We start from the raw sequence: 26,471 nt of genomic DNA on the forward strand, positions 1-26,471 counted from the left end.
CATTTGCGCGATGTGGGTCTGCTCTCATTTTGACCCGTCGGTTCCCATGCACATTGTTTCGGCATCTGCTAATTAATCTTGCGTATGCGCGGAATTGGGATCAGCATTGGAACCAAGGGACAACACGACGCCGGAAAAGAGTCGTCGATTGGAAATGCCCGCGCCTCATCCGTTGTCTCGCTTCAGATGGAGGATGCAGATGTCCAAGACCATCGCTCTCGCAGGCACAGTTGCGATCGCCGCCGCGTCGCTGCTGGCTCAACCCGCGTTCGCCGGCGGATCCGTTAGCGCGCCTTCGAAGTACAGCAACAACCAGAACCGGCAGATCGTCGTCACACAGCATGTGCGGCAGCCGAAGGCGATCGAATATCCGATTACGGAGTATTCCTCGTCCTCGGTGAAGACGTCAGTGCCCCACCGCTGATTGCGCCTGCGCTCCAGCGCCGTCTCCCTGGTGGCCAGAGGCGTCTGCCGTCAGTTCGCGCCCGTCGGTATGGGCGCGCTTGCCTGGTCGAGCGGGTTGTTCCTGCTGACGAGATCGCGCGCCTCCGGCAGCACGGCAGGGAGAAGGTCTTCGACCTCCTTCCTGGTCATGCCGGGCCGGATGCGCGGATCGTAGAGGATGTTGAGCAGGAGCTGGTCGTAGATGTCGAAGAACCCCATCTGGACCTCGTCGTTGAACATGGTCCAGGGCACGGATGCATCGTCGTTGATCGCACCGAGCCCCTGCAACAGCTCCTCATAGGCACAATCGTAGAAGGTGAAGTCGCCGGCGTCAGCTGGCAGGATCACCTCGGTTCGCCGGATGCGATAAGCGCCGTCCTTGGCGATTCCCGACAGGCATTGGGGATTGAGCGAGTGCGCAATCTGCCGGGCGCGTTCCTTGCCGAACCGGGCGCGGATGGTCGGCATCAGCTTTTGTGCCTTGACCAGTGTGACGACGAAATTGGCGTCCTTGCGATCGGCAGTCACCGCGATGTCGAGACGATCGATGCGGTGCCGGATGTCGGCGACGATGCCTTCCAGCACGTTAACGCGCTCCGGGGCGGCCTTGCCGTCGAGAAAGATGCGCACGGGTTCGTCGAACTTGCGGATCCGGTCGACACGCGCGCCGATCTGCAGCTCGGCGTGAAGCGCGATCTTGATGAAGCCGTCGCGCAGTTCGGCGTCGCTGAACGTCCGTCGCTGTTCTGCGCGCCGGCTCGAAATATCGGGATATTCCGCAAGCACGGGGCTTGCGAGGACTCCGATTGAAACTGCAGCGCCCAGAGCCGTCGCCAGAAGCCGGATCATCGTTCGTGGATGCCTCATGAGATCGCCCGCTCTTCAAGCAAGACTCGTACCGATCGCCTCGATCGTTGCCGCACAGATGCGGCGCTGAATATCTTCGAGAGGCGGATAGGAATTCGAGAGGAGGCAGCCTGCGATCGCATAGGCGCGGCATAAAGCCGGTCCGAGTAAAAATGATATGCGATTGATATGGAGATCCCGTCGGTAAGGGACATAAATTTGCTATGTCTTGTTGGGCAAACGTCCGCGATGCCCGTCAAGCGATGTAGCCGGGATAGAACCTTGTCGCGCGAAAAACGCGAGATCTGTATCAACCCTTCAAGAATGACGGCTGGATGCACCGTAGATTGACGCCCGGGCCGGTCAGATAGGCGGGTGATTTCAGAAGAGGTTGACTGACATCCGTTCCGTCATCTGCATACACATGTGCGAACGTTAGGTACTGCAGAGTCCCTGTCCGGGGGATCCTCTCTTGTGGCGCAAAACGGACCACTCTTCATTGGCTGCGACCCAATTGGTGCTACCTAGCTCAAACTTGCCCATGATGGATTGGAGCGAGAGTTCAAGTCTTTCAATTAGTTAGAACGTCGCGTGTGCACGACGTGTGCATCGGGAGATCAAGAAAACTCCATAAAGCGCAAGCATCCGCCGGTGCCAAACTGGGATCGTCAGCGGTAAGCGATAGCCCGAGGTGTGCTGAAGCGAAACTTGGTAGACGAAGGAGCTGATCACAGGCAGCACTCATCATCGATCGGTCGCGCGTGACAGCGACACAACGAGACTATTTTGGGGGGAGCTCGCTAACTGATCAGGACCCGAAACAAACTCGATGGTGTCGCGAGCGTGTCGGAACTGGCGTCGGCGTAGCGACCACATGATAGATCTCCTTCTCCGGGGAAGCGGGAGGGCGGGTTGACGCCGCGGGCATCTGGGTGCGCACTGACATTAGAGGCGGTGTGGCACCTTGCCGCTGGAGGGACTGAAGGTTCCGGAGGTAACTCAGCCGACCGAGAAATGTAGCCGGCCAACGTCAGTCCGATAGTAGGCCGTATAATATTCGATGGGCTCCTCATGTGCGGCAAAGCCGATCGATTCGATTGCGATCAGCGGCGTGCTCTCCGCCACCTCCAACAACTTGGCTTGTTCTATGGTTGCGTTCACTGCGGCAAGCCAGCGTTCAGCATGTCGCATCTTCAAGCCGAATTTTCGGAAGAGCGTGTCATAGAGCGAACGGTTCTCAAGCGGAACGCGCTCAAGGCCTGGTACGTTCGCTGCGGCTATCTTGGTGTACACAAGGATGCGAGGAATACCATCGACACTGAGCACACGATCCAATCCAATGACCGTTCGATCCGTCGTCAGGCGGAGAAGTTGTGCCGCTCGATCATCGGCTTGCTCGATCTCTTGCCGGAGGATTCGCCGTGAGACCGCACGATTCCGCTCCCGCCACTCTCCGCTGAAGCCGATGTTTGATCCCAGAAAGTCCTGATCTTCGCGCCGGCTCGCAACGAAGGCTCCCTTACCTTGAAGCTTGTAGATCACGCGCTCGAATACAAGCTGATTCAGGGCTTCGCGAACCACGGTTCGTGAAACGCTGAACTGAGCGCAGAGCTCTGCTTCCGAAGGAAGCCGCGCATGTTCGGGAAGAGGTGTATTCGCAATCATGTCAAGCACGGCTGCTTTGACTTGCGACCAAAGCGGCGCAGAGGCATTCCGGTCGGCTGCCTCATAGTGGATCTTGCTTGATGAAGCCGGATCTGAAGTCTCTACCGCCAACTTTAGCTCCTTCTTACGGCGTACCGTTCAGTGAGCAGCGTCGTCGTTGCAGTAATTTCATATCGAATGCGGTCATTTGTCCAGCCTAGGGCAGCCCCCACGATCGATCCGAGCTCTGCGATGGCAGCTTCCACCGCTTCGCCCAAGAGAGCAATTGACGTCCTGCGCAGCACGATGTCTGCCAAGCGCGAAACGCGCTCTTGTGTCGCAAGGAACGTGATTTCCTGCACCGAGTAGCCGGGAAGGTGCCGAAGCATAGCTTCGGAAGCTTGCGGCGCCAACTGATCCAAATAGGCGATGGCTCGTGCGCCGTAGCGACTGAGTAGCAGCTCGATGCGCGCCTCCGGCAGGTCCCGGATCTTGCTCTGGCGGCAGATGACGTGCGCGCGCTCGCTCGGGTCACTTGGCCAATTTCGCCCCCCGCCTATCATTGCATGTGCCGTGCTGGTATGTCGCGGCACTCCGAGTCGTACGAGAACTGCGTCGCTGATTTCTTCGGCGCAGGCCCGATACGTCGTCCACTTTCCTCCAATCAGCGAAAGCACCGGAAACGGCCGGTCTGAGGTGGGCTCAAACATTCGCAAGGCGTGATCGCGACTGATCGCGCCGGCGGCGGCACCTTCGGTGAGCGGCAACGGTCGAACACCTGCGTAGGCGAAGACAATCTGGTCTTGATGCACAGATAATTTCGGCATCAACTCTCGTAGGGCGGCATAGAGGTAATCGACTTCTTCTTGCGTACAAACGGGATCATCGGGATTGTCGGTCGGCATGTCGGTGGTGCCGAGCAGGACGTGCCTATCGTCCAGTGCGTATGCCAAGCATATGCGATGGTCTCGCGTTTCAAAATACAGCATGATCTCGCCGAGCTGTCTTGCAAGCTCCGGGTTCCGGAGCACGAGGTGAGATCCTTTGGTGCCACCGATCATGCGCTCCTTAATGCAAAGGCTTTCGTCGACACGATCGAGCCAGGCTCCAGCACAATTGACAACAAGGCGCGGCCTGACTTGATAGGACTTGCCGCCGATCACGTCGCGCAACCTGATTGTGCCACAATCAACTCCGCTGACCTCCACGTAAGGCAACGCGGTGGAGGATGGGCAAATTGCTTCGGCGTCCTCGATAAGCTCTACCCCAAGCCGCTCTGGCATTGTGACCTTTGCGTCGTAGTACTCCGCGATCGCACGAATATCCTTGGAGAGGCCCGGCAGGCACGTTCGCTGCTCGGACGCTGGGACAAAGCGGTGGCGCGGCATGGTGCGCAAACTCGTTCCGAGAAAGTCGTATAGAAACAGACCCAGCTTGATGACCAGCCCGCCCTTCGGTCCTGGATCACGTTTCAACCGCAGAAGACGTCCAACAGCATCGAACGTCCCGCCTGTCCAGCCGCGGAGCGGTATCCAAACGCGAATTGGCTTGACCGCATGCGGCGCGTTCAGCAGCAACCGATTGCGTTCTATGAGCGACTCCCGGACCAGCGAAAGCTCGCCGGTTTCCAGATAACGAAGTCCGCCGTGGATGAGGCGCGACGGAGCAGCGCTCGTGCCGGAGCAGAAATCCCCACGTTCCACGAGGAGGGTCTTGATGCCCTGTTGGGAAAGGTCGTGAAAGGCGCCAATGCCATTAATGCCACCCCCGACGATCAGGACGTCCGGCTGTTCACTAGAGTTCAATCGACCCAGCACGGCGTCACGCGCGAGCATTTCGAGCCCCTCCCTTCCGCTTTTTGATCATCGTAAAGCGCGCAAACTTATAATTACAAGTCGGAATTTTTACCGACTCGTATCTGAGGTTGGGCAGCTCATACCGAAGGCACGACGCCGTAAGCAGCGTCGCTGCTCAGCGAATATGCAAGAATGAGGATACAAGTTCGCGGAAAATAGCGGCTTGACCGAACGGGCCCGCATTCTCCAGTCTACATATAATTACAAGTTGGACTTCCGAAGGAAGCCGTTGCGCAGGGGAGGGGTGAATGCAAGAGCGCATCATCGGCATCGATGCGGGTGGCACCATGACGAAGGCCGCCTTGTTCGATGGGGCCGGCCAAGAACTCGCCTGCGAACGGCAGCCCAATCGAATGCTGTTTCCCAAACCTGGTCACACCGAGCGGGATGGCGAGGCCATGTGGGAGGCGACGGCCAAATCGGTCAGAACGTTGCTGGAAAACACTGGGACACCGGCCGCGAACATAGCCGCGATTTCGGTCACGGGTTACGGCAGCGGCATCTACCTGGTCGATAAGGATGGTCGCACGGTACGCCCGGCGGTGGTCTCTACTGATTGCCGCGCAACCGAGATCGTCGACACTTGGCGGCGCGAAGGTCGCGCCGAGCGCAACGAACGCCGTATCCAACAACGCATCTGGCCGGGCCAGGCAATCTCGCTCATGGCTTGGTTTCAAGCTAACGAGCCAGAAGCCGTCGAAAGCACGGCGACCGTCCTGATGTGCAAGGACTTCCTCCGGTGGCATCTCTGCGGCGAGCAGGCAACCGATCCAACTGATGCCGGGATCGCCGGCTTTATCGACGTCAGCACCCGAGACTATTCCGAGCCGATGCTCGATGACCTCGGACTTATGGCATGGCGCGCGAAGCTGCCGCAAATCCGACCATCGGTGGAATTGGCGGGCGCTGTCACCGCAGCTGCAGCGGTTGCGACAGGATTGAAGCAAGGTACACCTGTGGTACGCGGTGTCGTCGACGTGGTTGGCTCCTCGCTTGCATCGGGTGTCGTTGAGCCCGACCAACTCAGCATGGTTGCGGGCACATTCAGTATTAACTCCACACTGCACGCCTCTCCGCGCTTGAGCGTCATGCCATTCTTGCAGACGCCCTATCTAATCGACGGTTGGATGCTCGCAACCGAGGGGGCGGCCACCTCTGCCTCCAATTTCGAATGGTTCTGCCGCAACGTGCTCGACGGTGAAGCGGCGCGCGCGCTTGCAAGCGGTAGATCCATCTACGATGTGTGCAATGATCTCGTCGCGAACGCCCTCGCGCGCGACAACGACATTCTCTTCCTGCCCTATCTCTTTGGCAGCCCGAATGGCGCTCCAGCCGGGCTCGTCGGCATGAAGGCCTCGAGCAATCTCGGCGATCTGATCAGAGCGATCTTCGAAGGTATCGCATTCGCACATCGCATCGACATCGAGCGGTTGCTGTCGGGATCTGATGCCGCTCGACCATCCTGCATCCGTTTGGCGGGGGGAGCCTCCCGCAGCCGCATCTGGGCGCAGCTGTTTGCGAATGCACTCGGCCTTCCGGTGGAGGTGACGGACGGCTCGGAGCTCGGAGCGCGCGGGGCGGCTATCTCGGCTGCCGTTGCCGTGGGGCTGCATAACAGCACGCGCGCTGCAGTCGGAAAGATGGTTCGCGTTGTCGACAGGTTTGAGCCAGATCCGGAGCGCCATCACTTCTACTCACGGAAATATGCGCGCTTCCGCAACACGACCACGGCGCTCGGTTCACTTTCCTCAGCGTCTTGAACTCAACACCAAGAAAACACCTGGAAGGAAACTGTAATGGCACATGTGGGCGATCTCCTCGCAGAAATGCTGCTGCAATTGGAGGTCGAGTTTGTGTTCGGAATGCCAGGTGGTCAGACTGCCGCGCTGCACGACGGCATTGCACGGCGTTCGCCAGCCATTCGGCACATTCTGGTTCGTGATGAGCGCAGTGCCGGCTATGCAGCCGACGCCTATGCCCGCTTGACGGGCAAGCCAGGCGTTTGCGATGTCACTGTTGGTCCAGGTGCCACGAAGTTGCCCGACAGCCTTGTGGAGGCACTGAATGCCTCCATTCCGCTGGTTGCGATCGTGGGCGAGCTACCGCTCAATTGGACCTCTTTGCGCTCGAAGGGCGTCGCATCGCAGGGCTTCGACCAGACTGCCTTTTTCCAGCCGATCACCAAGGCGACCTTCATGGTGCCAAGTGCGGCAGCGCTGCCCGACCTCGTGCGCTCTGCTTTCCGCATCGCAACCGCACCACGTCCTGGTCCGGTCGTGCTTATTATTCCGCACGACGTCATGGATGCCGAATGGGATGAGGCGGACATCAAGGCGGTGGTTGATGACCGAGCCATCCGCATGCCCTCCATTCGCTATGCTCCGCCTCAAGCTGATATCGCGCGGGCTGCGCGACTGATCGAGAGTGCCAAGCGACCAGCCATTATCGCCGGAGGAGGTGTGCACAGCTCTGGGGCGGCCGAACTCCTCACGCGCATGGCTGATCGGTTCGAGCCTTTGGTGGTCACCAGTCTTTCCGGCAAAGGGTCCGTGCCCGAAACGCGCCGTTATGCCGGTGGCGTGCTCAATCCGCTGGGCTCGGCAGCGGCGATCGAATTGATCAAAGATGCTGACGTCGTCGTTTGGTGCGGCTCCAAGGCGAGCCAGAACACCGCGATGAATTGGACGCTGCCATTGCGCGATCAGGTCACGATCACCATCGACTCCGATCCCCTCGAACACGGCCGTACCTTCCGCCCCACCATTCCGCTCTGTGGCGATGTGAGGATCACGCTTGAGCTGCTCGATGCCGCTCTTTCTGCAAAACCGCAGATTGCTTGGCTGGCCCGGATCGAGGAAGTCAAGGCTCATCATGCCGCCGGCTTGGCGGAGGAGGTCTCATCGGACTCTATGCCCATTCAACCGGCTCGCCTTATGCGCGCCCTGGCGGAGAGGCTTGGACCGCGGGACGTCGTGATATCAGACGCCAGTTGGGCTGCTGGCTGGATTGGTGTCCACATTCCAGCCATGCGTCCGGGGCGTCACTTTCTTTACGCGAGGGGACAGGGCGGGCTCGGCTATTCCATTCCGGCCGCGATTGGCGCGGGAGCTGTGCTCGGGAAAGCCGGCGGCCGCGTGATTACGGTCGCAGGAGACGGCGGTCATTCCTTCGCGATTGGCGAACTGGCAACTCATGCGCAGAACGGGATGAAGATCATCAATGTCGTCCTCAACAACGGCATCCTCGGCTGGCTCCAGATGTGGGAGGAATTCTACTTTTCCAATCTTCGCCAATCGGTCGACCTCTCCTTCGATGGCGGACCGAACTATGCCGCTGCGGCCGAAGCGATGGGGTTGAAAGGCATCCGCGTCAAAACACCGGATCAGATCGAACATGCGGTCGACCAGGCCTTCGCATGCGACGGCCCGGTCGTCCTCGAAGTGATAATCGATCCCCGTGCAACGCCGATCCACAGTTTCCGGCGGCGACTGGCGCAGCCCGGTAAAATCCAGCCGCGGCCGGGCACGGTCTATGAGCTGCGAGAGTGGACGAAATCTCCCGATAGCATCTCACGTTGATCTCGCGCGTAAGAGTGAACTGTTCAATGCCGATCGAACTCCAAAATGTCAGCAGCAGAGTGGGCGCTATCGACCACATTGCCAATGTGTCGCTCACGCTGCACGAAGGGACCGTCAACGTGCTGCTCGGGCCGACGCTTGCTGGGAAGACGTCCTTGATGCGGCTGATGGCAGGGCTGGATCGGCCCACGGAGGGTGGCATCATTGTCAATGGTGTGGACGTGACAGGTCGCTCGGTCCGCCGTCGCAGCGTTGCCATGGTGTATCAGCAGTTCATCAACTACCCCGATTTCTCTGTCTACGACAACATAGCCGCTCCTTTAAGGACCAAGGGTGTCCCGAGAGCGGAAGTTGATCGTAAGGTCATGGACGCCGCTCGATTGCTCAAGCTCGATACCTCGCTGGAAAAGAAGCCCCTTCAACTGTCGGGCGGACAGCAACAGCGGACCGCAATTGCTCGTGCGATCGTCAAGGACGCGGAGCTCGTGCTGCTCGACGAGCCACTTGCAAATCTTGACTACAAGCTTCGTGAGGAGCTGCGGATCGAACTTCCGAAGATCTTCGAAAAATCGGGCTCGGTCTTTGTCTATGCGACCACGGAACCTGGCGAGGCGCTGCTCCTGGGCGGATACACCGCCGCCCTCCACCAGGGCAAAATTGTGCAGTTCGCGAACACTGCAGATCTCTATCGACGGCCGCGCAACTGCATTACCGCTCAGACGCTCTCCGATCCGCCGATGAATTTCATCGGAATGGCCGTCGAAGGCGGCGGAAATGCAAGCCTTCATTTTGCAAACGACAACGCTTCAACGGCAATTGGGTTCGACCCGCCTTCCACAATCTCGCAGTTACCACCGGGACGCTACAAGGTAGGATTCCGCGCCCACCATCTGGCGCTATCGCCGCGGACCGCCGTCCCAGTCAGGGTCACAGGCGAGGTGGCAGTGGCCGAATTGTCCGGCTCTGATAGTTTTTTACATCTCGATACCGACGGCGGCGAGCGCTGGATCGCTCTGTTGCCAGGCATTCACGAGCACGCTCCCGGCGAGCGCGTTGCGATCTATCTCGATCCTGCCCGCTTCTACGTGTTCGATTCTCATGATGATTTGGTCGTGGGTCCCGCGGACTTGGCAGCTCACGCTGGCAGGATCTGACGATGGCCCAAATAGAGCTCCGAAATCTGGCACATAGCTACTTCGTCAATCCAACGCATTCCTGGCAATGGGCGCTAAAGCCGATGAGCATGACCTGGCGTCAAGGCGGTGCCTACGCCCTGTTGGGGCCGAGCGGTTGTGGCAAAACGACGTTGCTCAACGTGATCTCAGGTCTCGTCAAGCCATCGCACGGGCATATTTTGTTCGATGGCCTCGACGTCTCGGACATTCCCACCGAGGCACGCAACATAGCTCAGGTGTTTCAGTTTCCGGTCGTCTACGACACCATGACGGTTGCAGAGAACCTTGCTTTTCCACTCCGCAATCGCTCCGTCCCGGGCGCCACGGTCGAGGCGCGTGTGCGTCAAGTGGCGCGTATGCTCGGGCTCGAAGGCATCATGAGCCGTCGAGCGCGCGGACTGACCGGCGATCTCAAGCAAAAGGTTTCACTGGGCCGGGGATTGGTCCGCTCCGACGTGAAGGCAATCCTGTTCGATGAGCCTCTCACGGTCATCGACCCGCACCTGAAGTGGCAGCTACGCGCGCAGATCAGGCGCGTCCATGCCGAAACGGATGTGACCATGATCTACGTCACTCACGATCAAACGGAGGCGCTCACCTTCGCAGATCAGGTCGTCGTGATGTACCAGGGCGAAGTTGTGCAGATCGGGACGCCGCAGGAATTGTTCGAGCGGCCCGCTCATACATTTGTCGGCTATTTTATCGGATCGCCGGGCATGAACGTCCTGCCCGCCCGTATCGAAGGCGATCAGGCAAGGGTCGGATCCCAGGTGCTGCCGCTCGGTCGTGAGATCGAGCGCATGGACTCTCACGCGAAGACAGAAATTGGGATTCGGCCGGAGTATCTCAAAATTGAGCGAGGTGGTTGCGGCCTCGCGGTAAGCATCCGTCGCGTCGACGACATAGGCCGTCTCAAGATCGTGCATTGCGATCTCGATGGGACGGCGATTGCGGCCTGCGTTTCCGAGGATGCCGAGGTTCCTGCCGATAATGCCGTGCTCGTACCCCAGCGCGAGCAGATCCATGTCTATAACAACAGCCGACGGGTGGAGTGAGAGATGCAGAAGCCCGTCGATAACCGTGCTTGGTTTCTTGTGCTACCGGTATTCCTGCTGGTCGCCTTCAACGCCATTTTGCCGCTGATGACGGTCGTGAACTATTCGGTTCAGGACACGTTCGGAAACAACCAATTCTTCTGGAATGGTGCACAATGGTATGTCGAGCTTCTCGATCCCAGTAGTGAGCTTGGCGGCCGTTTCTATGCCGCGCTTGGCAGGAGCCTTGCGTTCTCGATCATTATACTCCTGATCGAAGTGCCCCTCGGGGTGGCGGTCGCAGTATCGATGCCGAAGCGCGGCGCTTGGCTCGCTTTGTGTCTGGTTGTGATGGCGGTCCCCTTATTGTTGCCCTGGAATGTCGTTGGCATCATTTGGCAGCTTTATGCCCGCGACAATATTGGTCTGTTTGGTTGGACTGCAAACGCCGTCGGGATTCCGTTCAATTACACAAGCAGCGCGATCAGTTCATGGGTCGTCATCGTGCTGATGGACGTCTGGCACTGGACCAGTTTGATTGCATTGCTTTGCTACGCAGGGCTGCGGTCTATTCCGGACGCTTATTATCAGGCGGCAAAAATCGACGGCGCCTCGCGATTTGGCGTCTTTCGGCGCATCGAGCTGCCAAAGCTACAGCGGGTTCTGACCATCGGCGTCCTGCTCCGCTTCATGGACAGCTTCATGATCTATACCGAGCCGTTTGTGGTCACTGGAGGCGGCCCGGGCAATTCCACAACGGTGCTTTCGATCGACCTCGTCAAGATCGCGCTTGGTCAATTCGATCTTGGAAAGGCGGGCGCCATGTCGATCGTATATACGCTGATTACCTTGAGCGTCTGTTGGGTGTTTTACACCGCCATCACGACCAGGGAAGGCAACGAGGAGGTGGCGTGATGGTGCGGCGGATCACGGTCGTTGTTTACTTGATGTTCCTGGTGCTGCCGCTGTATTGGCTGATCAATCTCAGCTTCAAGACCAATTTTGAGATCACGACAACTATGACGCTGCTCCCGCAAGCGCCGACATTGCGGAATTATACCTACATCTTCAATTCGCCGGACTGGCGCGGCGGCCTGTTATTTTCGATCGGCTATGTCGCGCTCAACACCGTGATCTCGCTCGTTGTCGCGCTGCCAGCAGCTTACGCCTTCTCTCGCTATCGCTTCCTCGGCGACAAGCACCTCTTTTTCTGGCTGCTATCGAACCGCATGGCGCCAGCCGCGATCTTCGCTCTGCCTTATTTCAATCTCTACTCTGCGGTTGGGTTGTTCGATACGCCGTGGGCGGTGGCGCTCGCGCACTGCATCTTCAACGTGCCGTTGGCGGTGTGGATTCTCGAGGGCTTCATGTCCGGGGTGCCGCGCGAAATAGACGAAACTGCATTCCTCGATGGGTATTCGCTGCCGTCTTTCTTCTTGCGCGTGTTCGTGCCCTTGATCACGAGCGGCATCGGCGTCGCAGCGTTCTTCTGCTTCATGTTCTCCTGGGTGGAGTTGTTGCTCGCGCGAACACTGACAAACAATAAAGCGATTTCTGCGATCATGACGCAGGCCGTGTCAGCAAGCGGCATTGACTGGGGATTGTTGGCCGCGGCCGGCGTTCTCACGAGCATCCCGGGCGTGCTGGTGATCTGGTTTGTCCGCGACCACATTGCGAGCGGTTTCGCGCTCGGGCGGGTTTAGGGAGGGGAGCGTGGAATCCATCGCTTGGATGGCCTGGACCGGTCCGACGGCAGTCTTCTTCGCAACCATCGCCTGCACGCTGGCGGTGCTGACGTACTTGGCCGCCAGATATCCCGAGGCCGATCACGTCGGCGCTCTGCGCATTCCGACCACGCGCGGCGATCGCCTGTTCATCTCGCTGATCACGGCGGCCGTGATCCACCTGCTGTGGATCGGCCTTGTTGGCACGAGCGCGATCGCTGCGCTGCCGATCGGGGTGGACGGATTTGAAATTTCGAGCCTGTGGCTCGCATCAGTGATTTCGCTTGTGATGGCCGCGCTCATATTCCGCACGGTTTGAAGCTCGCGAAGAGGCAGATCTAGGGTCAACCTGGACGCCGTACGTGCCGCTGCGATGGAGGATCAACGTGTCACAAGAGAAGGATCATTCCCTTGACCAAGAGCAGGTTTCTAACCAAGTCCAGCGCAGCGGCGTTGATTGCCGCTTCAATAAGTATCGCAGCGCCCGTCCGTGCCGCTGACGACGCCACGCTCCAGAAGTGGATCGCGGAATTCCAGCCCTCGACCCTGACCAAGGACGACCAGAAGAAGGAGCTAGACTGGTTCGCAAAAGCCGCCGAGCCCTTCAAAGGAATGGAGATCAACATCGTATCTGAGACGATCCCCACGCACGAATACGAATCGAAGACGCTTGCCAAGGCATTTGAGGAAATCACCGGGATCAAGGTCAAGCATGACACGATCCAGGAAGGTGATCTGGTCGAGAAGATCCAGACCCAGATGCAGTCGGGCAAGAACGTGTACGACGGCTGGATCAACGATTCCGACCTGATCGGCACGCATTTTCGATACGGGCAAACCGTCGCGCTCTCGGACTATATGACTGGCGAGGGCAAGGATGTCACCGACCCAATGCTCGAGGTCAATGACTTCATCGGCAAGTCGTTCACGACCGCGCCGGACGGCAAGCTCTATCAGCTTCCCGACCAGCAGTTCGCCAACCTCTACTGGTTCCGCTACGACTGGTTCAGCAACCCCGACTACAAGGCCAAGTTCAAGGCCAAGTATGGCTACGATCTCGGCGTGCCCGTGAACTGGTCCGCCTATGAAGACATCGCCGAGTTCTTCACGAACGACATCAAGGAGATCAACGGCGTCAAGGTCTATGGCCACATGGATTACGGCAAAAAGGATCCATCGCTCGGCTGGCGCTTCACGGACGCCTGGATGTCGATGGCCGGGAACGGTGACAGGGGCATTCCGAACGGTCTTCCTGTCGACGAATGGGGCATCCGGATGGAAGGCTGCCGTCCGGTTGGTTCGAGCGTGGATCGCGGCGGAGACATCAACGGTCCGGCTGCTGTTTACGCGGTGACCAAATATCTCGAATGGCTGAAGAAATATGCCCCCCCGCAGGCCCAAGGCATGACCTTCTACGACTCGGCCATGGTGCCGGCGCAGGGCAATATCGCCCAGCAGATGTTCTGGTACACCGCCTTTACTGCCGACATGGTGAAACCAGGAATTCCGCTGGTTAATGCTGACGGCACGCCGAAATGGCGTATGGCACCGTCGCCACATGGCTCGTACTGGAAGGACGGTATGAAGCTCGGCTACCAGGACGCGGGCTCGCTGACGCTGTTGAAGTCGACCCCAGATGACCGCCGCAAGGCGGCCTGGCTCTATCTCCAGTTCATCGTCTCCAAGTCGGTGTCGCTGAAGAAGAGCCATGTCGGTCTGACCTTCATCCGTGAATCCGACATCTGGGACAAATCGTTCACCGAGCGTGCGCCGAAGCTCGGCGGCTTGATCGAGTTCTACCGCTCGCCGGCGCGGGTGCAGTGGACCCCGACCGGCAACAATGTGCCTGACTATCCGAAGCTCGCGCAGCTCTGGTGGCAGAACATCGGTGACGCATCATCCGGGACAAAAACACCGCAACAGGCGATGGACACACTCGCGCTGGCCCAAGATTCGGTCCTTGAGCGACTTGAGAAGTCCGGTGTGCAGGGCAAGTGCGGCCCGAAGCTCAACAAGAAGGAAACGGCCGAATACTGGTTTGCGAAATCGGAGAAGGACGGCAACGTCGCCCCGCAGCGCAAGCTTGCGAACGAGAAGCCCAAGGGCGAGACCGTGGACTACGATACCTTGATCAAATCGTGGCCCGCAACTCCGCCCAAGCGGGCCGAGGCCAACTGATCAGAGCTCCCTCGCGGCGACTTTCGAGGGCCAACTGGCCCTCGCTTTTTTTGGCCGGGCGCAATCGGTAGACAATCGCAAACCACCATTCGTTGCGCGGCGTGTCCCTCTGTCGCCGATAAAATTGGTAGAATGGTTCATCCAGCTAGTTCTTGGGCGGGCGCAAGTCGGAGCTGCATCGATTCCTCGTTGTGAGCACCGAGATCGATCGGGCGAATTGGCGGCTTTTGGTGCAAAGCGGACTACTATTGCTCTGCCTCGATCGAATTGGCTAAAGGTTGCTTAAACTTCCCCATGATGGATTGGAGCGAGAGTTCAATTTTATCAGTTGGTTAGAAGGCGGCGTGTGCACGACGTGTGCACCGAGAGATCAAAGAAAATCTCACCAAAGACAAGCTGAGCAGGTTTGTGGCGCACGTGCAGGATCTGAATTTCCGAGGGTCGAACGCCGACGAGTAATTACGTGCTACCGAGCTGTTCTGCGGGAGCGATCGAGACTCGTGGGTTTGACTCCCACTCTCTCCGCCATTTGTACGATTTTGCACGCCAACTTGCGATTTCGACTAATTTCCTCCGCGCGCCTGCTGTGGCGCGCTCGCGACGGCTATCGGCCGGTGCTCGGCCGCGCATATCGCGCATGATCCTTTCCAGCAAATATGCAACGGGCGTTGCTATAACAATCGTCGCACGTCGAACCTCCCTTGAGGCGGCGGGAGAGAACAGCTTCGCTGAACGTTGTGAGTAACTGAGTAACAGACGGTGCGCAACTAAGACGGGCGTGGCGCGCACGCATTATCCGACGCATTTCGGGCAACCATTCCTTCCCAGCTCGCGTTTTTCAATTGTTCTTCGAGCCGAGCGTTTTCAGCGTACATGCGTTCGTCGAACGTATGGCAATGTACCGGTCTTAAGTAACATCGCTCTCGAACATAGAACCGAGATCGCAATCACCAAATAAACTGAAGGATCTTGCGGAGACTCTTGGTCTTCAGAGTAGCGTCGGCTATCGCTGGCAGTTCGCTCCATCGGGTTGGGACAATAACCCGGCTGACTTCATCCCCATTTAGATAGAGCGCGGCGCCTAACTTGGAAGCGTCGAAGAGGGACGCCGATAGCGTAAGCTCTCGCAGTTACAGACGGGACCGTCCGACCAAGCTGTTTCGCGGCTGATGCCGCGGATGCGCCCGAAAGAACTAGCTGCCGCAGATGTTCGTCGTCACCTGCCGTCCACGGCTTGCGTTTGTCTTGCGCCATTCCAATTCTGCCTTCAGATTCGATCGCGTGGTTCGGTCGCATGAGCCCGACTAAAGCGCTGGCGCAGTAGCGTGACACAAGAGATTGTGACATTCTAAGGCAAGTATCCGAGGAGGACCCGTCATGTGCAATTTATTTGCGCACCAACCTCAACGCAATTACGAAACGCAGACGCGTTCGCTGCGGATTGGAGGTCACTGCACATCGATCCGTCTCGAACTCACATTTTGGGATACTTTGGAAGAGATAGCGGCAGGAGAGAACGTTAGCCTTGCCAAATTTCTTACCACGCTCCACGACGAGGTTCTCGAACATCACGGCGAGGTGAGGAATTTCACCTCGCTATTGCGATGCTGCTGTCTCGTCTATCGCTCCAGCGATGATAGCCCGAAAAGAGATTCTGATACCCCTATATCAGTCTTGTCCAGTAGCCGGCCGGAGCCCCTGCTATCCACCTTGGAGCGCAACCAGCAAGAGGACGCAGCTCTGTCACTCTCCGAGTGACAGAGCTGGTCGCCCGCAAATCGCTTCTAGATTTCTTTTTTCTGCATCGCGGCAGCTATATAATCCGCTTGTCGGATCGCCAGGGAAACAATTGTCAGCGTGGGATTGCAGGCCGCGCCCGAGGTGAACTGACTGCCGTCAGAGACGAACAAGTTCTTGATGTCGTGAGTCTGGCCGAACTTGTTCACCACGCCGTCCCTGGGCTTGTCGCTCATTCGGTTGGTGCCGAGATTGTGCGTGCTCGGATAGGGCGGCGTCGGGTAGGCCACGGTGGCGCCGACAGCCTCATAGACGGCAGCCCCTTGCCTATAGGCATGGGCACGCATCGCGATGTCATTCGGATGATCGTCGAAATGCACACTGGCGACCGGCATGCCGAACTTGTCCTTGACCTTCTGGTCGAGTGTGATCCGGTTCGTCTCCTGCGGCATGTCCTCGCCGACGAGCCACATGCCGGCCATCCGCGGATAGTCTTCCATCGCGCTGGCGAAGGAGCGGCCCCAGCCACCCGGATTTAGGAACGCCGCCATGAAAGGCAGGCCGATCGACAGCGTCTCCATCTCGTAGCCGCCGACGAAGCCACGCTTCGGGTTGTTGGCGGCCTCGTCGCGGACGATGCCGGCCATGGTGGTGCCGCGATACATGTGCACCGACTTCTCGAAGACGGCGTAGACGCTGCCGGTCATGTGCCGCATATAGTTGCGGCCGACCTGGCCCGATGAGTTGGCTAGGCCATCCGGGAACATGTTTGACGCGCTGTTGAGCAACAGTCGTGGGCTCTCGATCGAGTTGCCGGCGACCGCCACCACCCGCGCCTTCTGACGCTGCATCGCGCCGGTCTCGTCCGCGTAGACGACGCCGGTTACCTTGCCGCTCGCATCATGCTCGATCTTGATCACCATGCTGCCCGGCCGCACCTCGAGATTGCCGGTGGCCTCGCCCTTCGGAATCTCTGTGTAGAGCGTCGACCACTTCGCGCCGGACTTGCAACCCTGGAAGCAGAAGCCGATCTGCTGGCAGGCGCCACGGCCATCACGCGGCTGGCTGTTGATAGCCATCCGCCCGGTGTGGACTTCCTTGTAGCCAAGTTTCTTAGCGCCGGCCTCCAGCACCTTGAAGTTGTTGTTGCCGGGCAGCCCAGGAATGCCGTTGGTCCGCGTCACACCCATTTTGTCCTCGGCCTTCGCGTAATACGGCTCCATCTCGGCGAGTGTAATCGGCCAGTCCAGCAGATTCGCGCCCGGAATGTTGCCGTAGGCCGACTTGATCCTGAACTCGTGCTCGTCGAAGCGCAGGGACGCGCCGGCCCAATGCGTGGTCGAGCCACCGACAGCTTTCACGATCCAAGCCGGCAGGTTCGGGAAATCCTTCGCGACGCGCCAGCTTCCCGATGTCGTGCGCATGTCCGACCACGCCAGCTGCCCGAAGCTCTCCCACTCGTCGTTGATGAAGTCCTGGTTCTCGACACGCGGACCGGCTTCGAGGATGACGACCTTGACGCCCTTCTGCGCAAGCTCGTTGCCGAGCGTTCCGCCGCCTGCGCCTGAGCCGATGATGACGACCACGCCACTCTCATTGAGATCGAATTTTGCCATTGTTGTTCCTCCCAGACCGCCCCTGCCTAGACCTTCGGGAGCCAGTCGATGTCGGCGAACCCGCGATTGATGTAGCCGCCATGCTCGGCCGAGGAGCCCTCGTAGCCGAATTTCGGCCACAGCTCTTTCTGGTTGTAGAGCGATACGACGAGGTCGCCGCGGACCTTCTGGAAGAAGTCGGTCTGATCGATCTGCTGGAGCAGCGCGACGCGTTCGTTCTCCCATTGCACCAGCGCGTAGGGGACCTTGTGGTGGTCGTTAGCCGCCTTGTCGAGTTGGGCGACCCCATCTGAGATCAACGACTTGACCGCGGGATCCTTGGCCGCCTTGCCGTCCCACGGCTTGACCGCGGTTATGTAATAGCTGTCGCTGAGGAAATCGTGCGGATAGATGTCGCGCGCCATCTTCACCAGCGTCTTCAGCGTTGCCGGCGTCAGCGTGGTGGCGTCCTCCGCCCAGCCGTTGCTGACGCTGATGCCCATGCTGGTCGCTATCGCAACCGCCGGTGCCGTTGCAGCCGCCCCCCTCAGGAAGACGCGGCGATCATATTTGTTGCGACGATCGACTTCTCTCATGAGTTTCCTCCGTGGAATGCTCTTTTTTGATTGCAGTTAACCGAAGCGCCCGCCCCGCTGGATCACTTCGATCTTGTAGCCATCTGGATCGGAGACGAAGAAGAACCGCGCCAGCGTCGCGCCATCATGCTTGAAGTCGCGCAGAGGTCCCGGTGATAAATTCTCGCGCTCGAAACGCTTATGTTCCGCATCGACGTGGTCGACGACGACCGCAAGATGGCCGTAGCCGTCGCCGAGGGCGTAAGGCGCCTTCCGATCGAAATTGACGGTCAGCTCGACCTCGAACGGTGAAGACGGATGGCGCAAATAGATCAGGGCGAAGTCGGAGAATTTGAGGTGATCTGCGACCTCCAGCCCAAAAGCTCGCTTGTAGAAGTCCAGCGATTTCGCTTCGTCGAGCACGCGGATCATTGAGTGAACCGGTTTGGCCATTCAGTTGAGCTCCTTCAGATAAGCGATGATCGCGGCGCGTGTTTCCGGTTTGGCCTGCCGATAGGCCATCACCGCACCAGGGATCATCGCCTGCGGATTGGTCAGCCAGGCATCAAGCTGCGCGTCATCCCAGACAAAATCCGCTTTGGCGAATCCGTCGGAATAGTGAAACCCGTCTGCCTTGCCAGCGCTACGGCCGACGACCTTGTAAAGTGATGGCCCCTGTCGGACCGGGTCCGAAACATTCGTGGTATGGCATGTGGCGCATTGCTGCTTGAACAACGTTGCCCCGTCGGGAGGCGGGACCGCGGGCAGCGGCACCTGAGCGCCGGCCACCGATATGGAAAGCAACGCAGTACAGACGCCAGCTGCCGCTACGCTCATCAAACCGCACTTGGCCATCGATCCTCCCTAGCGATTTTCGACTGTAGGGGACGCCAAGCCAGACTTGGTAGTAACGGGTTGTTTCATTGCGAATGACGACTTGCTCCGCGGTGCACCGCAGTACTGCGGTTATTCCGTCCGAAGGAGTGGCTGTTGGCGCTGCGAAATGCATTGGCATAGAAAATGCTGAGGCTCGATCACCAATGGAGACCCGAAGGTCGCCGAGGAGACGGAGGAGATCATGAGAGCCCAAGTATTGAGAGCGTATGACGAGAAGCTGTCCAACGACCGGTGGGTCAGCGAAGAAAAAGTGCCTGATCCCAAGCTGACCAAATCGACAGACGTCATCGTCCGGATCGGCGGCGCGGGCGTGTGCAGGACCGATCTTCACATCATCGAAGGCGTCTGGAAGCCGCACATGGATCCGACAGGCGATAAGCTGCTGCCCATTATCATGGGACACGAAAATGCCGGCTGGATCGAAGAGGTCGGCAAGGAAGTCGAGGGATTGAAGAAAGGTGACCCGGTCATTGTTCACCCGAAGATCAGTGGCGGCACGTGTCTCGCCTGTCGTCGTGGCTTCGACATGCACGGTCCCGGCACATTTCCGGGTCTCGATTGCAACGGCGGCTACGCGGAATTCCTTTGCACCTCGGAACGCAATATCGTGCCGTTGCCGCGGACACTTGCGCCGAAGGAAGTCGCGCCGTACGCGGATGCGGGACTCACGGCCTATCGAGCTGTCAAAAAAGCCACGCGTCACCTTCTGCCGGGTGAGTATTGCGTCGTTATCGGCGCGGGTGGGCTAGGGCATATTGGAATCCAGTGCCTCAAGGCCATGTGTGCGGCCGACATCATCGTGGTCGACAAGTCCGAAGCGTCGCTGACGCTGGCTGAAAAATCGGGCGCTGACCATATGGTCAAAGCTGATGGCAACGAAGTGGCAGCGGTGCTGGCTCTGACTGACGGAAACGGCGCAGAAGCGGTGATCGATTTCGTCGGCGAGAAGGGCACGACCTCCAAAGGCCTGGCGATGACCCGCCCGATGGGCAGCTATTATGTCGTTGGTTATGGTGAGGATATCCGAGTTCCGACCGTCGACATGGTGATTACCGAGAAAAATATCATCGGAAATCTGGTCGGCACGTGGGCCGAGCTAACTGAGTTGATGGCGCTTGCGGACCGAGGTCTCGTCGAACTTGCAACTGCCGAATATCGCCTGGCGGACGCAAACAAAGCATTGCACGATCTCAATGCCGGCAAAATTCACGGGCGCGCTGTATTAATTCCTTGATTGCTGCTGCTACCCGTAATCCATCGCGAGGGTGACTCGCGATGGATCTCGTGTATTTGTCACGGTGCGAAATCCCGCTTCCCCAAAAAAGGTACCCAGTCGATTCTGCTTCGGAATTCTGGGAAAGCGGCGCGAAGCAGTCCTGGGCCTGCTGTTTATGTTGCGATGCAAACCTCGCAGCCGAACCGAACGCAGTGCCGCATCGAGTCTCAATTTGCGTCGTTGTCGCAATTTGCAACTCGGCCGGTCTCGGATCGATGCCAGCGACACCAGTCCGATCGAGTCCGCCTTCCTATCTGTTCATGTGACCTATCTAAAAGCAGCCATCGAACGATCTGGCACGACCGTTGCACGCCGTCTGAGTAAGTACAAGCCGACGAAGCGCGCCGACACGGCCAAGACTGGGCGCCTCGCCTTGAGGTACGCAGAGGCGAGTTCTCGAGCGTCCGGCGATCGTATCCGCCGTGAGACATGGCGTGCAATCACAATGACCGAAGCCGCAATATACGAGGGGTCGCGCCGACGAGGAAACGCAGTCGGACCATTCGCGTGATGCCGAGAGGAGGCCAGAATGGAGGGCTCCAGGAATTCTGTTCACGCGAGTAGCTACGCCATTTGCGGCGGAAGGTTTGGGCCTGTCTGCTACTACTGTTGGCGAATGTCGTTTGCTCCAAAAGGCGACCGGTTCTGATCGCGCACGTAGGCCGACCACAGGTGGCTACGCCGTTTGCGAGCCGCGTGGCCGTTCAACGAGCGGAAGGTGGGATTGCAATGCTTTGTATCGGGATGCCGCGCATGAGGTTTATTCTGGTGAACGGCAGGACGCCGTGGCTAAAGACCTTCTGTATGCTCTGCTGTGAGCCAATTCAGGCAAGCTATCTTAGAGAATTCAATACTGGGCTGCCGTTCTGCGATCATGATTGTTACGCTCTGTACTGCGATCGCTGGATCGCGAGAGCTGGGGAGTCAAAGCGCTACGTTGCCACGGATGAATATCGCTAGTTCGGATAGGCGAGAATAGAGCCGGCTGGGAGCAAGCATCCCAAGCGTTCGATATCGATTAACAGCAGGACACGTCGTTGTCGTTTGGTCAGCATGTTGATGTTGCGATGCAAATCATGCGCTGCAAGATCGATGTCTCAACTCGATGAGAATCTCAATTTGCAATTCTCGTCGCAATTTGCTCCTCGCCAGATCCTTGGCCGACGCCAACGACGGCTGCGTCTTTCGCAAGTTTCCGCGCTTAGCCAGTTATAAATCGTGCGGAAAGGCCCTCGGACGCACTGGCACGCCCATTGCAATGCTTGTGAAGACAACAACGCCGACTGGTCCGTCTGGGCGAGCCGCGAAAAGAACGAGGGAAGGGGACGTTTAGACGAGGGGCACTTTGTGCGGGATGTCACCGCTGCGATCGGAGGACCGCTGGTTCAAGGATCGCTACTGTCATCCTTCGAGCGCCTCACAGTCATCCCAAGACCCTTGCCGATATTGAACGTCCGGTCGTGCGAACGACCGCGAGGTGGCCCGTAACGCACGGGTGAGCGCTGCTCGGTCCGTCGAGGTCCCGGGCGGGCGAAATATCGAAGTGGTTTCTGACCCGATCAGGAGGATAGACGAGATGTCTGGAACTTTAACACTCAACAAGATCACCGCCCAGCGCGGCATTTCCGTCGGCGAGGCTGCAAAGAAGATTGCGGACCTCGGCTGGAATCCGTCCTACGTCCAAGAGGCGATGACCTTCCCCACGGATTACAAGATCACCAAGGCGCCGAAGGACCCGATGAAGCAGGTCCTTCGGTCCTACTTCCCTATGCAGGAGGAGAAAGACAACCGCGTCTATGGCGCGCTTGACGCGGCACTTCGCGGCGACATGTTCCGCAACGTCGAGCCTCGTTGGGTCGAGTGGATGAAGCTGTTCCTGGCGATCATCCCGTTCCCCGAAATCTCTGCGGCGCGTTCGATGGCGATGGTCGGCCGCCTGGCTCCCGGCGAAGATCTCCGCACCGGCTTCACGATGCAGATGGTCGACGAGTTCCGTCACTCGACGATCCAGATGAATCTGAAGAAATGGTACATGGAGAACTACATCGACCCGGCCGGGTTCGACATCACAGAGGAGGCGTTCGGCAAGTGCTACGCCACCACCATCGGCCGCCAGTTCGGCGAAGGCTTCATCACCGGTGACGCGATCACGTCGGCGAACGTCTACCTGACCGTGGTCGCCGAGACGGCGTTCACCAACACGCTGTTCGTCGCAATGCCGTCGGAAGCGGCCCGTAACGGCGACTACGCGCTTCCGACCGTCTTCCTCTCGGTGCAGTCGGACGAAAGCCGCCACATCGGCAACGGCCACTCGATGCTCATGTCGATGCTGAAGGAGCCGGAAAACCACCTGCTGCTCGAGCGCGACATGCGGTATGCCTTCTGGCAGAACCACGCCATCGTCGATGCCGCGATCGGAACTTTCATTGAGTACGGCACCACCAATCGCGACAAGACCAAGGAATCCTATGCGGAGATGTGGCACCGCTGGATCTTCGAGGACTATTATCGCACCTACATGCTGCCGCTCGAAAAGTACGGCATCAAGATCCATCACGACGACGTCCAGACCGCCTGGAAGCGACTGACTGAGAAACACTACGTCCACAAGGTCGCCCAGTTCTTCGCGGTCGGCTGGTCGGCGAACTTCTGGCGCATCGAGGCGCAGACCGACAGGGACTTCGAGTGGTTCGAGCATAAGTATCCGGGTTGGTATGCCCAGTTCGGCGAGTTCTGGAAGTGGTACGAGAAGCTGTCACATCGTGGCCAGACCAACATCCTGTTCAACAGCGATGTCGGCTACGTCTATCCGCATCGTTGCTGGTCGTGCCTGGTGCCTTGCCTGATCCGTGAGGACATGGTCACCGGCGAAATCGACGGCAAGCTGTACACCTTCGCCCACGAGCTCGATCGCTGGACGGCTGTCGAAGCCTTCGCCGGCGAGTATCAGGGACGTCCGACCCCGGCGATGGGGCGGTTCAGCGGCCGTCGCGAGTGGGAAAGCGTCTACCACAATGTCGATCTCGCCGACGCGATCAAGGACCTCGGCTTCGTGCGCACGGACGGCAAGACCCTGGTCGCCCAGCCGCACCTGCGCTTCGACGAGAAGGAAATGTGGACGCTCGACGATGTCCGTGGCCACATTCTCAAGAGCCCGCTGACCATCTTGCGGGAGATGAGCCCGGCCGATCGCGAAAAGCATCTCGCCGACTATCGCAAGGGATTCACCATCAATCCCTGCAATTAAACGCGTCGGAAGGAGCCGGCTTCAGCCGGCTCCTTCCCCGAACAATCCCCGAAAGAATCGCAAGCCACGCTTGAGGAGGCCCGTATGGGCGCGCCTACCAATATCGTTCGTCTGCAACCCGTAGGCATAGAGTTCGAAGTCGAGGAGAACGAGACGGTTCTCGACGCGGCGTTCCGCCAGGGAATCGCGCTGCCGCACGGCTGCAAGGAGGGACAATGCTCGGCCTGCAAATGCGTGCTTACCGACGGTGATATCGAGCTGAAGAAATACTCGACGTTCGCCCTCAATGAGATGGAGCGAGGCCAGGACTACATTCTGCTGTGTCGGACGCTGGCCTACTCGGATCTCGAAGTGGAGCTCCTCAACTATGACGAGGAGGTGCTGTCGAAATCAATCCCGGTCAGGGATTTCACGGGCTCAGTGACGGGCGTCTCGGCGCTGACCCACGATATCAGGTACCTCGAGATCTCGCTGGAGCAACCTCTGAAGTTCTGGGCGGGTCAATATGTCGACATCACGCTCGCGGGGGCAGAGACGATTACGCGCTCGTTTTCCATGGCAAATTCGCCGGGCGAAGGCCAAAAACTCGCATTCATCATCAAAAAGTACCCGAACGGACGGTTCTCCTCCCGGCTCGACGGAGACCTCGCCATCGGAACCGAGGTCGGGATCAAGGGACCTTACGGCACCTGCTTCAGACGAGAGAACAAAACCGGAGCCATGATCTTGGTTGGCGGCGGCTCGGGAATGTCGCCGCTGTGGTCGATCCTGCACGATCACCTCAACTCTGGAGAGGTACGCCCCGTCCATTTCTTTTATGGGGCCCGCACGCAAAAGGACCTGTTTTATCTCGATCGCTTCGCCGAACTGTCAGAGAAGCACCCGGAGTTCACGTTCGTGCCGGTCCTTTCTCATTCGGCGGACGACGCGACTTGGCAAGGCGAAAAAGGCTTCGTGCACGAGGCGGTCGGAGCACACCTGCGCAGCTCGGGTTATGGCGATGACGTTGACGTCTATGCCTGCGGGCCATCGCCGATGATCGAGGCGCTGACACCAGTTTTGCAGATGAACGATGTCGAATCGGAGCGCGTCTTCTTCGACAAGTTCACGCCGGCCACCAACTGAGATGTTCTGAGTGACGACCTAGCGAGCGTAAAGCCACCAATGGGAGGAGAGAGACTATGACTGCCGTTCCAAGCGTTTCAGTAGGATCCGGCGCCGCCGGTGCTGCAATATTTCCTGATTCGGACAGCCGCAGGTACCGGTATTTCGAGCCACGTAGCAAGCGAGCCACGCACTACGAGGACGTGACCGTCGACGTGCAGCCGGATCCGGAGCGCTATCTGCTGCAAGACTGGATCATTTCTTTCCCGAACGGGAAGGGGGCTTACACCAAGGACAACACGGCCGCCCTGAGCTCGAATTGGCATGCCTTCCGTGCTCCGGACCAGGAGTGGGAGCGAACCCACTATCAGCGCCAATCCAAGATCGAGGCGATGGTCCAGGCGGTCATCGCCAATGGTCGCAAGTCCGGCGCCCCGAAGTCCTTCGACAAGGCCTGGGTCAAGATTCTCCAAACCCACCTCGGCGCGTGGAAGCACGTCGAGTTCGGGCTCGGCACGTCGCTGATGCAGGCACAGCGCTACGGCTACACACAGATGATCAACAACGCGACGCTGACGAACTCGTCGTACAAGCTGCGCCTGGCTCAGGATATCACGCTCTATCTCGCCGAGATCGGAATGGACATTCCCGGCTTCGACGATGCGGCGGGCAAGCGCACCTGGCTCGACGACAAGGGCTGGCAAGGTACCCGGGAAGCGATCGAGTCGATCATGGGATCGGCCGACTATCTCGAGCAGTATTTTGCCACCAATATCGTGTTCGAGCCGCTCGTCGGCGAACTGTTCCGTAGCGGCTTCTTGATGCAGGTGGCCTCGTCGAACGGCGACTTCATCACGCCGCCGGTGATTTCGGCGGCCGAGGCCGACTATGAGCGCAATCTCGCGAACACGATCGACCTGGTACATCTGCTGGTCACCGACAATCAGCACGCAGCACACAACAAGAAGCTGTTCCAGGGTTGGGTCAACAAGCATGTGGCCCTCGCCAACAAGGCGGCCGCAGGCCTGCAACCGATCTGGTCGCAGCCGCATTCGAAGCCGGCGCAGTACGCCGACGCGCGCGCGCAGTCGGTCGAACGCATCAAGAAGATTCTCGGCGAACTCGGCCTCACCCTTCCCAAGGAGTAAATTGCAATGTCCGTTGCTTCCAGGTCTGCGACCAACCAGAACATCTTTCAGAAGATGGGAGATCTTCGTTTCGAACAAACGATCTCGCATCAGTGTGGTGTCACGATGAACGACAGCGTGGAGGCGCGCGCCATCGCCGAGTTCATGGGCAAGAAGCCCAGCGTGACCGTGACCTACCAGCCGGCCCTGATCCGCATCGACGGTGAGGGCAAGCTGATCTTCAAGATGGACGAAATCAGCGAAATTCTCGGCAAGGAGATGACGGCCGAGATCTTCGAAGTGAACACCTCGACGCATTACGGCCGAATGGTGCGCATTGACGACAACACTGTGACTCTGTTCGGCAACATGGACGAGGTCTTCGAATACATCGAGTGAACTGAGGCCTCCCTCGTGACTAGGAGGAGCCGCTT

General features: G+C 58.8%; 22 protein-coding genes. 15 read left to right on the top strand and 7 right to left on the bottom strand.

Annotated elements, in window-relative coordinates:
- Positions 1-199: 199 nt before the first annotated feature.
- The gene (locus ACV1FX_RS02230; protein ID WP_473115882.1) at positions 200-424 is read left to right on the top strand and encodes a hypothetical protein; all 225 of its coding nucleotides are present in this window, start codon (positions 200-202) and stop codon (positions 422-424) included.
- A 50-nt stretch (positions 425-474) separates the two neighbouring features.
- Here the strand turns inward: ACV1FX_RS02230 and ACV1FX_RS02235 are convergent, their stop codons facing one another.
- The 3 genes from ACV1FX_RS02235 to ACV1FX_RS02245 form a co-directional block, all read right to left on the bottom strand.
- On the bottom strand, positions 475-1,311 hold the full coding sequence (locus ACV1FX_RS02235) for a DUF2927 domain-containing protein (RefSeq protein WP_473115883.1): 837 nt from the start codon (positions 1,309-1,311) through the stop codon (positions 475-477).
- A 978-nt stretch (positions 1,312-2,289) separates the two neighbouring features.
- Positions 2,290-3,066, bottom strand: coding sequence for a GntR family transcriptional regulator (locus ACV1FX_RS02240; RefSeq protein ID WP_473115884.1), 777 nt, complete (start codon positions 3,064-3,066; stop codon positions 2,290-2,292).
- A gap of 2 nt (positions 3,067-3,068) precedes the next feature.
- Positions 3,069-4,769 carry a glycerol-3-phosphate dehydrogenase/oxidase gene (locus ACV1FX_RS02245; protein WP_473115885.1) on the bottom strand — a complete coding sequence of 567 codons (1,701 nt, stop codon included), beginning with the start codon at positions 4,767-4,769 and terminating at the stop codon, positions 3,069-3,071.
- 269 nt (positions 4,770-5,038) lie between these two features.
- Here ACV1FX_RS02245 and ACV1FX_RS02250 point away from each other — a divergent pair, with 269 nt between their 5' ends.
- The 9 genes from ACV1FX_RS02250 to ACV1FX_RS02290 all read left to right on the top strand — a co-directional run bounded on the left by ACV1FX_RS02250 (position 5,039) and on the right by ACV1FX_RS02290 (position 16,237).
- Positions 5,039-6,550 carry an FGGY-family carbohydrate kinase gene (locus tag ACV1FX_RS02250; protein ID WP_473115886.1) on the top strand — a complete coding sequence of 504 codons (1,512 nt, stop codon included), beginning with the start codon at positions 5,039-5,041 and terminating at the stop codon, positions 6,548-6,550.
- Positions 6,551-6,586: 36 nt separating this feature from the next.
- On the top strand, positions 6,587-8,368 hold the full coding sequence (locus ACV1FX_RS02255; protein WP_473115887.1) for a thiamine pyrophosphate-binding protein: 1,782 nt from the start codon (positions 6,587-6,589) through the stop codon (positions 8,366-8,368).
- A 26-nt stretch (positions 8,369-8,394) separates the two neighbouring features.
- Entirely contained in the window at positions 8,395-9,522 is a 1,128-nt protein-coding gene (locus tag ACV1FX_RS02260) for an ABC transporter ATP-binding protein (protein ID WP_473115888.1), read from the top strand.
- A gap of 2 nt (positions 9,523-9,524) precedes the next feature.
- Entirely contained in the window at positions 9,525-10,598 is a 1,074-nt protein-coding gene (locus ACV1FX_RS02265; RefSeq protein WP_473115889.1) for an ABC transporter ATP-binding protein, read from the top strand.
- 3 nt (positions 10,599-10,601) lie between these two features.
- Positions 10,602-11,492: a carbohydrate ABC transporter permease gene (locus ACV1FX_RS02270; protein ID WP_473115890.1), complete on the top strand. Its 891-nt coding sequence runs from the start codon at positions 10,602-10,604 to the stop codon at positions 11,490-11,492.
- Positions 11,492-12,280 carry a carbohydrate ABC transporter permease gene (locus ACV1FX_RS02275; RefSeq protein ID WP_473115891.1) on the top strand — a complete coding sequence of 263 codons (789 nt, stop codon included), beginning with the start codon at positions 11,492-11,494 and terminating at the stop codon, positions 12,278-12,280. Before ACV1FX_RS02270 ends, ACV1FX_RS02275 begins: the two co-directional genes overlap by 1 nt.
- Before the next feature lie 10 nt (positions 12,281-12,290).
- Positions 12,291-12,620 (top strand): DUF2160 domain-containing protein, encoded by a 330-nt coding sequence (locus tag ACV1FX_RS02280; protein ID WP_473115892.1) that lies wholly within the window; start codon positions 12,291-12,293, stop codon positions 12,618-12,620.
- Between the two features lie 92 nt (positions 12,621-12,712).
- Complete coding sequence (locus ACV1FX_RS02285) at positions 12,713-14,479, top strand: ABC transporter substrate-binding protein (RefSeq protein WP_473115893.1); 1,767 nt, start codon at positions 12,713-12,715, stop codon at positions 14,477-14,479.
- Positions 14,480-15,856: 1,377 nt separating this feature from the next.
- Entirely contained in the window at positions 15,857-16,237 is a 381-nt protein-coding gene (locus ACV1FX_RS02290) for a ribbon-helix-helix domain-containing protein (RefSeq protein WP_473115894.1), read from the top strand.
- Positions 16,238-16,263: 26 nt separating this feature from the next.
- On the opposite strand, the gene ACV1FX_RS02295 is transcribed toward ACV1FX_RS02290, so the two are convergent.
- Genes ACV1FX_RS02295 through ACV1FX_RS02310 form a run of 4 tightly spaced genes read right to left on the bottom strand, consistent with a single transcriptional unit; the run spans position 16,264 to position 19,223 of the window.
- Positions 16,264-17,832 carry a GMC family oxidoreductase gene (locus ACV1FX_RS02295; RefSeq protein WP_473115895.1) on the bottom strand — a complete coding sequence of 523 codons (1,569 nt, stop codon included), beginning with the start codon at positions 17,830-17,832 and terminating at the stop codon, positions 16,264-16,266.
- Between the two features lie 26 nt (positions 17,833-17,858).
- A complete protein-coding gene (locus ACV1FX_RS02300) occupies positions 17,859-18,407 on the bottom strand; it encodes a gluconate 2-dehydrogenase subunit 3 family protein (RefSeq protein ID WP_473115896.1) in 549 nt (182 codons plus the stop codon).
- A gap of 36 nt (positions 18,408-18,443) precedes the next feature.
- A complete protein-coding gene (locus ACV1FX_RS02305) occupies positions 18,444-18,839 on the bottom strand; it encodes a VOC family protein (RefSeq protein WP_473115897.1) in 396 nt (131 codons plus the stop codon).
- A complete protein-coding gene (locus ACV1FX_RS02310) occupies positions 18,840-19,223 on the bottom strand; it encodes a c-type cytochrome (protein ID WP_473115983.1) in 384 nt (127 codons plus the stop codon).
- A gap of 241 nt (positions 19,224-19,464) precedes the next feature.
- Here ACV1FX_RS02310 and ACV1FX_RS02315 point away from each other — a divergent pair, with 241 nt between their 5' ends.
- From ACV1FX_RS02315 to ACV1FX_RS02335, 5 genes are all read left to right on the top strand, one after another.
- Positions 19,465-20,517, top strand: coding sequence for an NAD(P)-dependent alcohol dehydrogenase (locus ACV1FX_RS02315; protein ID WP_473115898.1), 1,053 nt, complete (start codon positions 19,465-19,467; stop codon positions 20,515-20,517).
- Positions 20,518-22,135: 1,618 nt separating this feature from the next.
- Positions 22,136-23,806 (top strand): aromatic/alkene/methane monooxygenase hydroxylase/oxygenase subunit alpha, encoded by a 1,671-nt coding sequence (locus ACV1FX_RS02320; RefSeq protein WP_473115899.1) that lies wholly within the window; start codon positions 22,136-22,138, stop codon positions 23,804-23,806.
- Between the two features lie 84 nt (positions 23,807-23,890).
- Positions 23,891-24,931 carry a 2Fe-2S iron-sulfur cluster-binding protein gene (locus ACV1FX_RS02325; RefSeq protein ID WP_473115900.1) on the top strand — a complete coding sequence of 347 codons (1,041 nt, stop codon included), beginning with the start codon at positions 23,891-23,893 and terminating at the stop codon, positions 24,929-24,931.
- A 56-nt stretch (positions 24,932-24,987) separates the two neighbouring features.
- Positions 24,988-26,058: an aromatic/alkene monooxygenase hydroxylase subunit beta gene (locus ACV1FX_RS02330; RefSeq protein WP_473115901.1), complete on the top strand. Its 1,071-nt coding sequence runs from the start codon at positions 24,988-24,990 to the stop codon at positions 26,056-26,058.
- A 6-nt stretch (positions 26,059-26,064) separates the two neighbouring features.
- On the top strand, positions 26,065-26,436 hold the full coding sequence (locus tag ACV1FX_RS02335; protein WP_473115902.1) for an MmoB/DmpM family protein: 372 nt from the start codon (positions 26,065-26,067) through the stop codon (positions 26,434-26,436).
- The last annotated feature ends 35 nt before the right edge of the window (positions 26,437-26,471 follow it).

The sequence above is a fragment of the Bradyrhizobium ingae genome, assembly GCF_055791185.1.